This is a genomic window from Achromobacter sp. 01N37, assembly GCF_056399725.1.
This window is the reverse complement of record NZ_JBFTRX010000005.1, coordinates 489,893-503,546: the sequence shown is the minus strand read 5'-3', so window position 1 is coordinate 503,546 and position 13,654 is coordinate 489,893. Positions and strand designations below refer to the sequence as shown.

Here is a 13,654-nt window from a genome sequence, read left to right as displayed (position 1 = left end):
GCGCATCCGTCCTTTCCAAATAAAAACCGGGCGCCGCCCGGTTTTTTTTATCGCTTGAAGACCATCGCTTGAAGACCATCGCTTGAAGACTATCGCTTGAAGACTTCCACCACGCGAAAGCGTTCACACACCAGCATCATGTCTGGCGCATAGCCGCCGTTGCGGTCGAAGTAGGCAATGTGCGCATCGCGCCAGACATCAAAAGGGCCTTCGCCTTCTGCCAGCGCAAACGCCTCGTCCACCTGGTCAAAGCGCTGGATCAACACGCTGGTGGTTTCGATGACGCAGGCCGGGCGGCCCTGGCCGTCCAGCACCACATCGCGCCGGCCGGCCTGGGGCACGGGTTCGTTGTCGTCGAAATGGGCGAGCGCGCCGCAGGTGGCCGTTTTGGTGCCGGCCAGTACCAGCGCCAGCAATTCGTCGGCCAGCGCGGGTGAGTCGCCAAACTGGAAGGTCACGGCATCTTCATAGGGGGCGGGCGGTTTCATGCCAACGGTGTCCATTGCAAGATCAGTTCCTGACCCATCGCGGGGTCGGAGGTGGATGGGGCGCCGGTTTCGATGCGCCCGGCGAACCGGCGCGACCACGCGGGAGCGTCATTATCGCGCACCGTAACGTCGTACCAGCCGCCGGTGCGTGTCATGTCCCAGGACAGGTCAACGGACGCGCCGGGCGCCAACGCCGTGTCGGCTTGCTGCGGGTGCTCATACGCATTGGCGGCCACGCGGAATGTGCGCGATTGCGTTCCCGGGTTGTGTACCGACAGCCGCAAGGATGCACCCGGTTTGTCATAGGCCGCAATGACCTCAAGCTGCGAGGCGGCGGGGGGGCTGATGGCCGTGGCATCCGTAGCGTGGCTGACAGGGGTGGTAACCGCAGCACCCGTGTAATGCCGGTGAAAGCCATTCGGCCCCAGCACCCAAAGGTCGTAGCGGCCGTCGTCCTCCGAGGTCAGCCATTGGCCTTCTAGCTGTTTTCCGGCCTCGACCGTATAACGGCGCGGGCCGCGTTCCAGATGCAGGCGGTCATAGACGTGCAGCACCGCGCCTGCCGCGCCAGCATTCTCACATTGCAGCGTGACTTGTTCACCGTCAACGCGCGCATGCACGTGCAGCGCATACGGCAGCGCGCGCGATGGCCGGGTGCCGGGCGCTTGGCGCGCAAGGCCAGGCTCGGCGGGCGCGGGCGGAATGACGGTGCCGGGTAACGCCGACGCTTGCGCCGCACGTTCGGACGTGGCGGGAAACGCGCGCAGCAAATCGGCGCCGTCGGGGTTCGCGAAATCGAAGATCGACGTCAGGTCACCACATACCGCGCGCCGCCACGGCGAAATGTTCGTCTCCGCCACGCCAAAGCGCTGCTCAACAAAGCGCAACACCGAGGTGTGATCGAACACCTGCGAGTTGACCCAGCCGCCTTTGGTCCACGGCGACAGCACGTACATCGGCACGCGTGGCCCCAGCCCATAAACCCCATGCAGATGCGCCGGCGTGTCGTCTTTTTCCACGCCGGTGATGATCTCGTGATATTCGCCCCGCGAGTCCACGGTGGACGCGCCCGCCATTGCACCCGAGGCGTCGCGCGATGGCGGCGCAGGCGGCGGTATGTGGTCGAAGAAGCCGTCGTTCTCGTCGAACATCAGCAGCAGGACGGTCTTGCTCCAGACCTCGGGGTTGGCCGTCAATGCATCCAGCACGCGCGCGGTGTAGTCGGCGCCTTGCGCTGGGCTGGACGGGCTGGGATGTTCCGAGCCCGCCTTGGTGGCGCAGATCCATGTCACTTGCGGCAGCGTGCCATCCAGCACGTCTTGCCGCAGCATGTCCAGATCGCGCGTCGTCAGCGCCTTGTCTTTCAGCGCCGCGAGCGACCCCGGTGCGCCTTGGTAAGCATCGCGATACGCTTTGAACCCGGCCGTGGGATTCAGCGAATAGTTGTCCGCCATGTTTTGGTAGATGCGCCAGCTGACGCCAGCGGCTTCCAGCCGTTCGGGATAGGTCGTCCACGTGTAGGCGCGGGCGGGGTCACCGCCCTTGAGCTTGTTGTAGACGTTGCCCAGCGCCGGGCCGTTGCCTCGCCCCTCGCCATCGTTGGTGCCGCTCCACACGAACAGCCGGTTCGTGTTGGTGCCGCCAGTGAACGAACAGTGATAGGCGTCACACACCGTGAAGGCGCGTGCCATTGCGTACTGGAAGGGCATGTCGGCGTCGGTGTAGTACGCCATCGAATGATTTTTCTTGGCGGCAGGCCACTGGCCCATGCGGCCTGCGTCCCAGGCGTCTTGCGCGTTGGACCAGGTATGCGGCGTGCTGGCGATGCGCAAGGTCTCGAAGGCTTCGCGCGTGTCCAGGTGATAGGGCAGCACGCTGCGCGGAGCGCCTTCGTCAGGCTTGTCGTTGTATTGCGCCCAGACGGTGCGATGCCGATAGTCGGGGCTGTCCGGCACCGGAATCGGAAAGCGGTCGCCGAAGCCTCGTACCCCGGCGAGCCCGCCGAAGTAATGATCGAACGACCGGTTTTCCTGCATGAAGATCACGATGTGTTCAACATCGCGGATCGTGCCGGTGCGGTGGTTGGCGGGGATGGCAAGCGCCCGCCGAATCGAGGCGGGCAAGAACGCCAGCGCGCTGCCGGCGCCTGCCAGGGATGCGCTCGTGCGCAGGAAATCGCGTCTGCTGTGCATGGCTCTACCTTGCGGTGCGAAGCCGATAGCGTACGCGGGTTTCCCTTTTTTTTCGCTGACAGCGCCGGGCTGGTTTTACTTGCGGCCCGTGCTTTCCGCGTAGTCCATGTACAGCTTGTGAGCGCGGCGCGCCATCGGGCCGTATTCCAGCACGCGGTCTTCCACGCGGTTCACATGGACCACCTTGCCGTAGTTGCCGGACGAGAACACTTCGTCGGCTTCTTCGACATCGGCGCGGGTCAGGCTGCGCTCTTGCACTTCAACGCCATCGGCCTTCAGCAGCGCCAGCACGCGGCGGCGCGTGATGCCGTTCAGGAACGTGCCGTTATCAACCGGCGTGGACACCACGCCGTTCTTGGCGAGCCACAAATTGCTGGTGGCGAATTCCGCGATGTTGCCCGCGCCGTCCAGCATGATGGCGTTGTCGAAACCCTTTTCGGCGGCTTCGCGGATGGCGCGCTGGCCATTGGGGTACAGGCAGGAGGCCTTGGCGTCGGTGGGCGCCATGTTCGGCCACGACCGCGCAAAGCTCGAGAAGCAGGCCGAGAAACCTTGTTCGCCCGGCATCGGCACCTTGAACACGTGCAGCACGAACTGCGTCTTATCGGCATCCGGCAACAGGAAGCCGTCGGCGCAATAGAACATCGGCTTGATGTAGAGCTCGGTGCCTTCAGGGAATTTGGCCACGGCTTCCAGGCACAGCTTCTGGATCGTTTCCCAATCGATCTGCGGCTTCATCAGCATCTTTTCGGCCGAGCGCACAACGCGCTGGCAGTGCAGGTCCAGGTCAGGCGTCAGGCCGCGGAAAGCGCGCGCGCCGTCGAAGACCATGCTGGCCATCCAGAAGGCGTGGTCGGCGGGGCCGAGCAGTTTGGGGTTTTCGGTGGTCCAGTGACCGTTGTGCCAATACAGGGCGTCCATGCTTATCTTCCTTCACTTGTGTAGGGTGACGCAGCCGGGGCAATACCGAGGCATTACCGGGGCGGCGCCGAAACGTCAGGATACATGAGGCGGCGGGCAAGGTTGGCGCGCCATCGCACGTCATTCGCACGTCATTCGTGCGTCATTCACGGGCCAATGCGGCCTGCACACGATCAGCGGCATCTGCTGGCATCCATTGCCGCCAGACGGGGCCGTACTGCTTCAGGAAGTAGCGTGCGGCGTCTTCGGGTTCTTTGCCTTCTGTTTCCAGCCAGCCCAAGGTGGCGTTGATAGCGTCATCCGGCACGGTCAGCTTGCTGAGGAATTCCGCGATCTTGGGCGCGTCCTTCGCAAACGCCGCGTTCACGCCGGTCACGACCGGATTGGGCTTGAACTCCGTGGCGACGGGGTTGGCGCATTTGGGATCGGTCATGCAGGTGTAGGCCGTCTGGTCGAAGGCGGGCAGTTCCAGTTTCACCAGGTCCAGCGCACCCACCAGCGACGTGGGCGTCCAGTAATAGAAAACGATGTCGCGCTTGCGCTTGTACGCCGACACGATGGCCGCCTTTTGCGCCGCGCCGGAACCGGGGGCGAAAAGCGAATAGTCCTTGTCCAGCTTCAACGCACGCAGCAGGTTGTCGTTCAAGGTGCCGCAGGCCCAGCCCGCAGGGCAGCCGTAGATGCGGCCGCGCCCTGGTTCCTCGGGGTCGGCGAACACGTCTTTCATGCGCGCCAGATCGGCGGCAGACTTCAATTCAGGATGGCGTTCGACGGTATAGCGCGGCACGTACCAGCCTTCGCCCGCGTCATACACATGGCCCACGCCCAGCACCTTGCCGCTGGCCAGGGCCTTTTTCCAGGCGCCTTCGATCTGGCCCGGCCAGACTTCGGGCGTGACATCCACATCGCCGCGTTGCAGCGCGGCCAGCATCGGCAGCGTTTCGCCGATTTCGACGGTGGTCTTGCAGCCGTAGCCGTGTTCCAGCACATAGCGTTCGATGCCCGCCAACACCAGGTTGGACTCCCAGTTCAGCCCGCTGAAGCGGACGGGGCGGTTGACTTCACAAGTGGGGGTTGCCGAAGGGCTTGCTGCCGGGCTGGCGGCATTCGCGGCGGGAGCAGCAAGCAGCGCCGCGGCCAAGGCCAAAGCGGCAGAGACGGGGGCGAGCGGATGCGGGTTGCGCATGGTCAGGCACCTGTTGGGTTGGGTGCGTTTTATTGTACGGGCGCTTGTGGCGGCCCTAATGCAAACGGGGCCGCATGATGCGGCCCCGTCCGGGTGACAAGCAGGGTCAGGCGGAATGTGGTCAGGCGCGGGCGGCGCGCCGGCGGTCGATGAAGGCGCCGACTTCGCCCACGATGCCGCGCCGGAAGGCCAGCACGCAGATGACGAAGATCAGGCCGATCACGATGGTGACCGATTCGCCCAGGCGCAGGAACCATTCCACGCCGGTCAGGTTGGCCATCATCTGGCCGAAGTCGCCCACCTTGTTCTCAAGCAGCACCACGATGAAGGCGCCGAGGATGGGGCCGGTCAAGGTGCCCAGCCCGCCAATCAGCGTCATCAGGATGACTAGCCCGGACATCTGCCAGGTGGCGTCCGACAAGGTGGCCGACACGAACACCAGCGTCTTGGTGGCGCCGGCAAGCCCGGCCAGCGCGGCTGACAGCACGAAGGCCAGCAGCTTGAAGCGGTCGACGTCATAACCCAGCGAGATCGCACGCGGCTCGTTCTCGCGCAGCGCTTGCAGCACTTGTCCGAACGGCGAATTCACCGTGCGCCAGATGATGAAGTAGCCCAGCACGAAAATGCCCATCACCACGTAGTACAGGTTGATGTCCTTGGACAAATCCAGCATGCCCAGCAAGGTGCCGCGCGGCACGCTTTGCAGGCCGTCTTCGCCGCCGGTGAACTTGGCTTGCAGGAAGAAGAAGAACACCATCTGCGCCAGCGCCAGCGTGATCATCGCGAAGTAGATGCCGCTGCGGCGAATGGCGATGGCGCCCATCGCCAGCCCCAGCAACGCCGCCACGCCCACGCCGAACAGCAGGCCGATCTCGGTGGGAAAGCCCCACACCTTCATCGCGTGCCCGGCCGCGTAGGCCGCGCTGCCCAGGAAGGCGGCGTGCCCGAACGACAAGAGCCCGGTAAAGCCCAAGAGCAGGTTGAATGCGCAGGCAAAGAGCGCGTAGCACATGATCTTCATGGCGAAGATCGGGTACACCCCCAGGAAGGGGAGAGCGGCCACCACGACGGCCAGTACCGCATAGCCCAGGAATTGACGATTCATTTTTCTTTTCCGAACAGCCCGGCCGGGCGGATCAACAGAACGATGGCCATGATGATGAACACCACGGTGCTGGACGCTTCGGGCCAGAACACCTTGGTCAGTCCTTCRAYCACGCCCAGSCCCARCCCGGYSACGATSGCGCCMAKGATGGACCCCATGCCCCCGATCACGACCACGGCGAACACGACGATGATGAGGTTGGACCCCATCAGCGGCGAAATCTGCAAGACGGGCGCAGCCAGCACACCCGCAAAGCCGGCCAGCGCCACGCCGAAACCGTAGGTCAGCGTGATCATGCGCGGCACGTTCACGCCAAAGGCTTCAACCAGGCGCGGGTTCTCGGTGCCGGCGCGCAGCAGGGCGCCCAGGCGAGTGCGTTCAATGACGAACCAGGTCGCCAGGCAGACCACCACCGACGCCGCCACGACCCAGCCGCGATAGTTCGGCAGAATCATGAAGCCCAGGTTGGTCGCGCCACGCAGCGCTTCGGGGGTCGGGTAAGGTTGCCCCGATACGCCGTAGAAGCTGCGGAACAGGCCTTCGATCAGCAAGGTCAGGCCGAAGGTCAGCAGCAGCCCATAAAGGTGATCAAGCTTGTACAGATGCTTGAGCAATAGTTTTTCGATCAGTATGCCGAACAGCCCCACGACCAGCGGCGCCAGGATCAGCATGATCCAGTAGTTCAACCCCAGGTACGACAGCCCCATCCAGGCGATGAACGCGCCCAGCATGTAGAGCGCGCCGTGCGCGAAGTTGATGACGTTCAGCAGCCCGAAGATCACGGCAAGCCCGAGCGACAACATGGCATAGAAGGAACCGTTGACCAGGCCCAGTAATAGCTGGCCGAACAAGGCCTGTATAGGGATGCCGAAAAGGTCAGTCATCTTGTGAAAATCCTGCGCGTACGGATGGAAGCGAGCAAATTCAAGGTGCGGCCGCGGCCCGCGCCGGGCCGCACCTTGGGGTCACATGAGCCGGGAATTATTTCTTGACCAGCTTGCAGGTGGACTCGGACAGCTTGGTGTAGACCTCGTCGCCAGGCAGCGTGGCCACGACCTTGTAGTAGTCCCACGGGCCCTTGGATTCGGCCGGGGTCTTCACTTGCATCAGGTACATGTCATGGACCATGCGGCCGTCTTCGCGCACATAGCCGCCTTGGGTGAAGAAGTCGTTGATCTTGTTCGACTTCATCCACTTGATGACGGTGTCGGCGTCGTCCGTGCCCGTTGCCTTCACGGCGTTCAGGTAGAACATCGTCGACGAGTAGTCGCCCGCTTGCAGCATCGACGGCTTGCGGCCGACCTTGGCTTCAAACTTCTTGGCCCAGGCGCGCGAGGCGTCGGATTGATCCCAGTACCAGCCGTCGGTCAGGTACATGCCTTGCGTGGCTTGCAGGCCCAGCGAGTGCACGTCGTTGATGAACACGAGCAGGCCGGCCATCTTCATCGTCTTGGTCACGCCGAATTCATTGGCGGCCTTGATGGTGTTGATGGTGTCGCCACCCGCGTTGGCCATGCCCAGAATCTGCGCCTTGGACGCTTGCGCTTGCAACAGGAAGGACGAGAAGTCCGATGCGCCCAGCGGTGCGCGCACCTGGCCCTTGATCTCGCCGCCGGCAGCCTTCACAACCGCCACGGTGTCGCGTTCCAGCGCGTGGCCGAAGGCGTAGTCGGCCGTCAGGAAGAACCAGCTCTTGCCGCCGTCCTTCACCACCGCCGAACCGGTGCCGCGCGCCAGCGCCACGGTGTCGTAGGCGTAGTGGACGGTGTAGGGCGAACATTGCGCGTTGGTCAGGTCGGATGCGCCCGCGCCCACGGCGATGAACGGCTTTTTCTTTTCAGCCGCCACGGCCGCCATGGCCAGGCTGGTGGCCGAGTTCGTGCCCGCAACAATGACGTCGACCTTCTGCTGGTCGAACCATTCGCGTGCGCGCGCCGACGCCACGTCGGCCTTGTTCTGGTGGTCGGCCGAGACAACTTCGATCTTCTTGCCGTTGATGGTGCCGCCGGCGTCTTCGATCGCCATGCGGATCGCGTCCAGACCAGCCTTGCCGTCGATGTCGGAATACACGCCCGACATGTCGGTGATGAAGCCGATGCGGATGACATCGTCGGAGATACCTTGCGCGTGGGCGGTTGCCCCTGCAAATCCCAGGCCCGCCATGGCCAGTGCAGCAGTGATGGTGTGCAGCTTCATGGGATGACTCCTCTTCCCTACGGTGTAGTGTTGCCGGGGGTCCGGCGGATGACAGGTTGTTTTAGACGCCCAACAATTCGTTGAGCGTGTCCTGTTTTTCTGAAAGTTCTGCGGCTTCGAAATGCTCGACGATCTGACCGTGCTCCATGACATAGAAGCGGTCAGCCAGCGGAGCCGCGAAGCGGAAGTTCTGCTCGACCATGACGATCGTGTAGCCGCGCTGCTTCAGCGTCTTGATCATGCGGGCAAGCGCCTGCACGATGACGGGCGCCAGGCCTTCGGAGATTTCGTCCAGCAGCAGCAAATTGGCGCCGGTGCGCAGAATGCGCGCCACGGCCAGCATCTGTTGTTCGCCGCCCGACAAGCGCGTGCCCGGCGAATTCCGGCGCTCTTGCAGGTTGGGGAACATGTCGTAGATTTCGGCCAGCGACATGCCGCCGCCCAGCGAACCCACGACCGGCGGCAGCAGCAGGTTTTCTTCGCAAGACAGGCTGGCGAAGATGCCGCGTTCTTCGGGGCAATAGCCCACGCCCAGGTGGGCGATTTTGTAGGTGGGCAGGTCGATGGCTTCGGTGCCGTGAATGCGCACCGAGCCCTTGCGGGAACCCGTCAGCCCGAGAATCGCGCGCAACGTCGTGGTGCGGCCGGCGCCATTGCGGCCCAGCAGCGTGACGACTTCACCTTGCCCCACGCGCATATCCACGCCGTGCAGGATGTGCGATTCCCCGTACCAGGCTTGCAAGCCTGAAATTTCCAGTGCCGGGGTGCTCATGCGTGCGCTCCTTGAAGTTCGCCGTCGGTGGTGCCCATGTACGCCTGCATCACGGCCGGATGGCGGGAGACTTCGGCGTACGTGCCTTCGGCCAGCACCGAGCCGCGCGCGAGCACGGTGATGGTGTTGGCGATGGAGGACACGACGTTCATGTTGTGTTCCACCATCAGGATCGTGCGCCCGGCGCTGACGCGCTTGATCAGCTGCGTGACGCGGTCCACGTCTTCGTGGCCCATGCCCTGCGTGGGCTCGTCCAGCAGCATCAGTTCGGGTTCCATCGCCAGCGTGGTGGCGATTTCCAGCGCGCGCTTGCGGCCATACGGCAGATTCACCGTGGTCTCGTTCGCAAAGGCGCCCAGGTCCACCTGTTCAAGCAGCGCGCGTGCCGGCTCGTTCAAGGACGCCAGCCGCTTGTCGCTTTGCCAGAAGTGAAACGACAGCCCCGTCTTGCGCTGCAAGCCGATGCGCACGTTCTCAAGCACGGTCAGGTGTGGGAACACCGCCGAAATCTGGAACGAGCGAATCACGCCACGCCGCGCAATCTGCGCGGGGCGCTCGCCGGTAATGTCGATACCGTTGAACTTGATGGTTCCCGACGTGGGAGATAAGAACTTGGTAAGCAGGTTGAAGCATGTGGTCTTGCCCGCGCCGTTAGGCCCGATCAAGGCATGAATCTCGCCTCGCTTGATACGCAAATCGACCCCATTGACCGCGACGAATCCGCGGAACTCCTTGGTGAGGCCTTTTGTCTCCAGGATTGTGTCATCCATGTCCGCTGCACCAGCGTTGTATTTATATGGTCTCTGCCTGCCGTCGTTGCGACAGACCCCCGCGGGGTCGGAAAACCAGAGATGTCTCGTAGTTTTCTGATGAGTTGCCGGCGAGTATGCGGACCTCTTTATCAAAATTCCATGAGGGTTTTACATAGGTTTTGCAGTGCGGAAAGGTCAATTGTCGGCAGGCCGACAATACACGCCGCGCAAGGCGGGAAAACCCTTTTCCATGCGCAATGCATTGCAGCAAATACGCGTTGATTCTTATCAATTGATCAAACAAATTCAGCGAGGGAAAACCCCGGTTTTCCGCTCGCTGAAATCAAAATGCCATATTTGGACCGCAGGGTTTACGCGGGTGTTTTTTGTTTGAATTCACACAGATCGGAAATGCCGCATTGGGGGCACTTCGGTTTGCGCGCCACGCAGATGTAGCGGCCATGCAGGATCAGCCAGTGATGAGCGTCCTGGATATATTCGCGCGGGATGAATTTCACGAGCTTGTCTTCCACTTCAAGCACGTTCTTGCCCGGCGCGATACCGGTGCGGTTCGACACGCGAAAGATATGCGTATCCACCGCCATCGTGGGCTGGCCGAATGCGGTGTTGAGCACGACGTTGGCCGTCTTGCGGCCCACGCCCGGCAGCGATTCCAATGCCTCGCGCGTTTGCGGCACTTCGCCGCCGTGATGCTCAAGCAATATCCGACAGGTGGCGATCGTGTTCTTGGCTTTGGTGCGGTACAGCCCGATGGTCTTGATGTAATCGGACAAGCCTTCTTCGCCCAGCGCCAGCAACGCTTCGGGCGTGCCGTATTGCGGGAAGAATTTACGCGTGGCGATGTTGACTGACTTGTCGGTGGCCTGCGCCGACAACAGCACCGCGATCAGCAGCTGGAACGGCGTGTCGTATTCCAGTTCGGTCGTGGGGTTCGGGTTGGCCGCTTGCAGGCGGGCGAAGATCTCACGGCGTTTGGCTGCGTTCATGACTGCGTCGGATTACGGCGGGCCCGGGCGCGGGCCAGCGCGGATTCAATGGCGGAGCGCTTGCGGTCTTCGCTTTGCGCGTCGTCGGCGGCGGGCGGGGGCGCACTTGCGGCGGCGGGTGTCTCTGGCGCCATCAGGCGGGCGTTGTCGGCGGCCAGGCGTTCGGCTCGCGCCTGGTGGCTGCGATGCCGCTGGCGGCTGATGGTGGCGTCTTCTGCGGTCCATGCGCGGCCGGCAGGCACCATTTGAATACAGTCCACCGGACAGGGCGCCACGCACAGATCACAGCCCGTGCACCAATCGGCCAGCACGGTATGCATGTGTTTGTTGGCGCCCACGATCGCGTCGACCGGACAGGCCTGGATGCACAGCGTACAGCCGATGCAGTGCGATTCATCGATGCGGGCAACCAGCAGCGGGCCGGGTTCGCCGCGCTCAAGGTCCAGCGGCAGGGCGGGGGTTTGCAGCAGGGCGGACAGCGCGGCGATGCCGTCGTCGCCACCGGGCGGGCAGCGGTTGATCGGCGCTGAGCCGTCCGCGATGGCGTCGGCATAAGGCCGGCAGCCGTCATAGCCGCACTTGGTGCATTGCGTCTGGGGCAGCAAGGCGTCGATGCGGTCGGCAAGTGAGCGACAGGACATGTAAGGCCAATAAAAGAAAAGGGGCCACGCGGGCCCCGTGAAATACGGATCAGGCTTGAGGAGGCGCGGGCCAGGCCCGCGCGTCACCTGCCGGACGGCGCTGTGCCGTCGTCAAGCCGATTGCCGGATGAATTCGGCAATTTTAGGACAGATCATTTCGCGCCAGCGGCGGCCCGAGAAAATGCCGTAGTGGCCGCAGTTCGGCGCCGTGTAGTGCGACTTGCGCTCGGCCGGAATGTTCTTGCACAGCTTGATGGCCGCACGCGTCTGGCCCTGGCCCGAGATATCGTCCAGCTCGCCTTCAATGGTGAAGAGCGCAACCTTCTTGATGTCGGCGGGGCGCACGGTCTGGCCGTCGACTTCCCACGTGCCGCTGGGCAGCGCGAAGTCCTGGAACACCATGCGGATCGTGTCCAGATAGAACTCGGCCGGCATGTCCAGCACTGCGTTGTATTCGTCGTAGAAGCGGCGGTGCGCTTCGGCGTCGCTGTCGTCGCCGCGCAGCAAGTCCAGGTAGAACTCGTAGTGCGACTTCATGTGGCGGTCGGGGTTCATGGCCATGAACCCGGCGTGCTGCAGGAAGCCGGGGTAGACCTTGCGGCCCGCGCCCGGATAGCGCGGCGGCACCGGGTGGATCACCTGGCTTTCAAACCACGAATAGGGCTTGGTGGTGGCCAGGCGGTTCACCTGGGTGGGCGACTGGCGCGGGTCGATGGGGCCGCCCATCATGACCATGCTGCGCGGCTGGCAGGGGTCATTGGCGGTGGCCATCAGCGACACGGCGGCCAGCACCGGCACGGTGGGCTGGCAGACCGAAATCACGTGCACGTCCGGGCCCAGGTGGCGGATGAAATCCTGCACGTAGCGCACGTAGTCGTTCAGATGGAACGGGCCGGCGGCTAGCGGCACCATGCGGGCGTCGACCCAATCAGTGACATAAACGTCATGGTTGGGCAGCAGGGCGCGCACGGTGTCGCGCAGCAAGGTCGCATGGTGGCCCGACAGCGGGGCAACCAGCAGCACCTTGGGGTCATCGCGGCCGGCGAGGCGCACGTCGCGGTGAAAGTGCACCAGGCGGCAGAAGGGCTTGTCCAAAGCCAGCGCTTCGGTCACGCGAACGGACTTGCCGTTGATCTCGGTGGTGGGAAGATTCCAGGCGGGTTTCTGGTATTCCTTGCCGATACGCGTCATCAGCTCGTACCCCGCGGCCATCTGGCGGGAAATCGGGGTGTAAGCGAGGGGACTGTAGGGACTGGAGAACAGCTGAGAACCGGCATCCGTGAATGCAGCGAACGGAGTCAGGAAGGCGCGCTGCATTTCGTGCAATTGGTACAGCATTTGGAGGATGTCCTTCTGGGTCGAGCGTGTGCCCCGATTATTGCGCCGAGGACTAAAGATATATCCAATCAGCCTAAAGAAACTGCGGCAAACACCGGGATTCTGTTGCTAAAAAGAGACCCGTCATCCCCTTAGGCACCAGTTTAGGGCGTTTTTTTGCCCAGCATAGAGACCAAAGGGAGGATTTATGCACTAGGCCGGCCAGTGCGGGATCACCAGTAATTTTCTACTGCCAGGTTGCCGGGAATGCCCCGGCGGCCCGGCTTGAAACCGCGTTCGCCCAGCAGCTTGCGAGCGTCTGCCAGCATGTCGGGGTTGCCGCAAAGCATGATCTTCGCCTGCTCCGGGTCCAGCGGCAGCCCGGCCAGCTGCTCTAGCCGGCCATCGGCGATCAGCGTGGTCAGGCGCTCTTGCGGCATGCCGGGCAGCGCTTCGCGGGTGGCGATGGGCAGGTAGATGAGCTTTTGCGGATCTGCCGCAAACACCTCGGCCAGTTCCGGCCGCGCGCCCCAGGATTCGATTTCTTCGCGATAGGCCAGCTCCGCCACGGTGCGCACGCCGTGCACCAGAATGATGCGGCGATAGGCGCGCCATGTAGCGGGGTCGCGCAGTAGCGACAGGTAGGCCGACAGGCCGGTGCCGGAAGCCAAAAGCCACAGGTCGCCGCCTGGCGCGAAGCGTTCCAGCGTCAGGAAACCATAGGGCGTTTTTTCGACGTACAAGGCATCGCCCGGGCGCAATTGCGCCATGCGCGGGCTGAACAGGCCGTCGGGAACCACGATGGAATAGAACTCCAGCCCGGACTCGTGCGGGGCGGACACCATCGAGTAGGCGCGCCACAGTGTGGGCGGGCCGTTGGGATCATCAGCCCCGGGTAAACCGACCCGGGCGAACTGGCCCGGCAGGAACGTATACGCGTCGTCGCGCGTTACGCGCAATGAGAACAGCTTGTCGGGCACCCAGGTGTGGATCTGAGTGACGGTTTGGCGCGTGTATTTGGAGTCGTCGGTCATCGGGGCATCGCACGAAACCGGCTGCCAGGCGGCAGCCGGCTAT

The 13,654-nt window shown here is 63.3% G+C and carries 13 protein-coding genes; all 13 read right to left on the bottom strand.

The window, feature by feature from the left end; translation table 11 throughout:
- Positions 1–89: 89 nt before the first annotated feature.
- The 13 genes from AC1DSJ_RS13815 to AC1DSJ_RS13755 all read right to left on the bottom strand — a co-directional run bounded on the left by AC1DSJ_RS13815 (position 90) and on the right by AC1DSJ_RS13755 (position 13,611).
- The gene (locus AC1DSJ_RS13815; RefSeq protein WP_054424702.1) at positions 90–488 is read right to left on the bottom strand and encodes an ASCH domain-containing protein; all 399 of its coding nucleotides are present in this window, start codon (positions 486–488) and stop codon (positions 90–92) included.
- Positions 485–2,680, bottom strand: a complete 2,196-nt coding sequence (locus AC1DSJ_RS13810) for a phosphocholine-specific phospholipase C (protein WP_441370631.1) — start codon at positions 2,678–2,680, stop codon at positions 485–487. Before AC1DSJ_RS13810 ends, AC1DSJ_RS13815 begins: the two co-directional genes overlap by 4 nt.
- 75 nt (positions 2,681–2,755) lie before the next feature.
- A complete protein-coding gene (locus AC1DSJ_RS13805) occupies positions 2,756–3,601 on the bottom strand; it encodes a branched-chain amino acid aminotransferase (RefSeq protein ID WP_427216248.1) in 846 nt (281 codons plus the stop codon).
- Positions 3,602–3,743: 142 nt separating this feature from the next.
- Positions 3,744–4,787 (bottom strand): ABC transporter substrate-binding protein, encoded by a 1,044-nt coding sequence (locus AC1DSJ_RS13800; protein WP_175169595.1) that lies wholly within the window; start codon positions 4,785–4,787, stop codon positions 3,744–3,746.
- Positions 4,788–4,908: 121 nt separating this feature from the next.
- Positions 4,909–5,892: a branched-chain amino acid ABC transporter permease gene (locus AC1DSJ_RS13795; RefSeq protein ID WP_342066169.1), complete on the bottom strand. Its 984-nt coding sequence runs from the start codon at positions 5,890–5,892 to the stop codon at positions 4,909–4,911.
- Positions 5,889–6,776 (bottom strand): branched-chain amino acid ABC transporter permease, encoded by an 888-nt coding sequence (locus tag AC1DSJ_RS13790; RefSeq protein WP_476760328.1) that lies wholly within the window; start codon positions 6,774–6,776, stop codon positions 5,889–5,891. The genes AC1DSJ_RS13795 and AC1DSJ_RS13790 overlap by 4 nt, the downstream gene beginning before the upstream one ends.
- Positions 6,777–6,873: 97 nt before the next feature.
- Positions 6,874–8,088, bottom strand: coding sequence for an ABC transporter substrate-binding protein (locus AC1DSJ_RS13785; protein WP_054424082.1), 1,215 nt, complete (start codon positions 8,086–8,088; stop codon positions 6,874–6,876).
- 61 nt (positions 8,089–8,149) lie between these two features.
- Complete coding sequence (locus AC1DSJ_RS13780; protein ID WP_054424080.1) at positions 8,150–8,860, bottom strand: ABC transporter ATP-binding protein; 711 nt, start codon at positions 8,858–8,860, stop codon at positions 8,150–8,152.
- The gene (locus tag AC1DSJ_RS13775; protein WP_054424078.1) at positions 8,857–9,630 is read right to left on the bottom strand and encodes an ABC transporter ATP-binding protein; all 774 of its coding nucleotides are present in this window, start codon (positions 9,628–9,630) and stop codon (positions 8,857–8,859) included. Before AC1DSJ_RS13775 ends, AC1DSJ_RS13780 begins: the two co-directional genes overlap by 4 nt.
- A 353-nt stretch (positions 9,631–9,983) precedes the next feature.
- Entirely contained in the window at positions 9,984–10,619 is a 636-nt protein-coding gene (nth, locus tag AC1DSJ_RS13770; protein ID WP_054424076.1) for an endonuclease III, read from the bottom strand.
- The gene (rsxB, locus tag AC1DSJ_RS13765) at positions 10,616–11,260 is read right to left on the bottom strand and encodes an electron transport complex subunit RsxB (RefSeq protein ID WP_175169597.1); all 645 of its coding nucleotides are present in this window, start codon (positions 11,258–11,260) and stop codon (positions 10,616–10,618) included. Before rsxB ends, nth begins: the two co-directional genes overlap by 4 nt.
- Before the next feature lie 111 nt (positions 11,261–11,371).
- Positions 11,372–12,598 carry a polyhydroxyalkanoate depolymerase gene (locus AC1DSJ_RS13760; RefSeq protein WP_054424072.1) on the bottom strand — a complete coding sequence of 409 codons (1,227 nt, stop codon included), beginning with the start codon at positions 12,596–12,598 and terminating at the stop codon, positions 11,372–11,374.
- A gap of 212 nt (positions 12,599–12,810) precedes the next feature.
- Complete coding sequence (locus tag AC1DSJ_RS13755) at positions 12,811–13,611, bottom strand: ferredoxin--NADP reductase (RefSeq protein WP_441370632.1); 801 nt, start codon at positions 13,609–13,611, stop codon at positions 12,811–12,813.
- Positions 13,612–13,654: the final 43 nt, after the last annotated feature.

Excerpts from the sequence above, each read along its gene's own strand:
- AC1DSJ_RS13810 (WP_441370631.1), bottom strand. The coding sequence starts at position 2,680 with ATGCACAGCAGACGCGATTTCCTGCGCACGAGCGCATCCCTGGCAGGC.
- AC1DSJ_RS13800 (WP_175169595.1), bottom strand. The coding sequence starts at position 4,787 with ATGCGCAACCCGCATCCGCTCGCCCCCGTCTCTGCCGCTTTGGCCTTG.
- AC1DSJ_RS13755 (WP_441370632.1), bottom strand. The coding sequence starts at position 13,611 with ATGACCGACGACTCCAAATACACGCGCCAAACCGTCACTCAGATCCAC.
- AC1DSJ_RS13780 (WP_054424080.1), bottom strand. The coding sequence starts at position 8,860 with ATGAGCACCCCGGCACTGGAAATTTCAGGCTTGCAAGCCTGGTACGGG.
- AC1DSJ_RS13805 (WP_427216248.1), bottom strand. The coding sequence starts at position 3,601 with ATGGACGCCCTGTATTGGCACAACGGTCACTGGACCACCGAAAACCCC.
- AC1DSJ_RS13760 (WP_054424072.1), bottom strand. The coding sequence starts at position 12,598 with ATGCTGTACCAATTGCACGAAATGCAGCGCGCCTTCCTGACTCCGTTC.
- AC1DSJ_RS13775 (WP_054424078.1), bottom strand. The coding sequence starts at position 9,630 with ATGGATGACACAATCCTGGAGACAAAAGGCCTCACCAAGGAGTTCCGC.
- AC1DSJ_RS13785 (WP_054424082.1), bottom strand. The coding sequence starts at position 8,088 with ATGAAGCTGCACACCATCACTGCTGCACTGGCCATGGCGGGCCTGGGA.
- AC1DSJ_RS13795 (WP_342066169.1), bottom strand. The coding sequence starts at position 5,892 with ATGAATCGTCAATTCCTGGGCTATGCGGTACTGGCCGTCGTGGTGGCC.
- nth (WP_054424076.1), bottom strand. The coding sequence starts at position 10,619 with ATGAACGCAGCCAAACGCCGTGAGATCTTCGCCCGCCTGCAAGCGGCC.
- rsxB (WP_175169597.1), bottom strand. The coding sequence starts at position 11,260 with ATGTCCTGTCGCTCACTTGCCGACCGCATCGACGCCTTGCTGCCCCAG.
- AC1DSJ_RS13815 (WP_054424702.1), bottom strand. The coding sequence starts at position 488 with ATGAAACCGCCCGCCCCCTATGAAGATGCCGTGACCTTCCAGTTTGGC.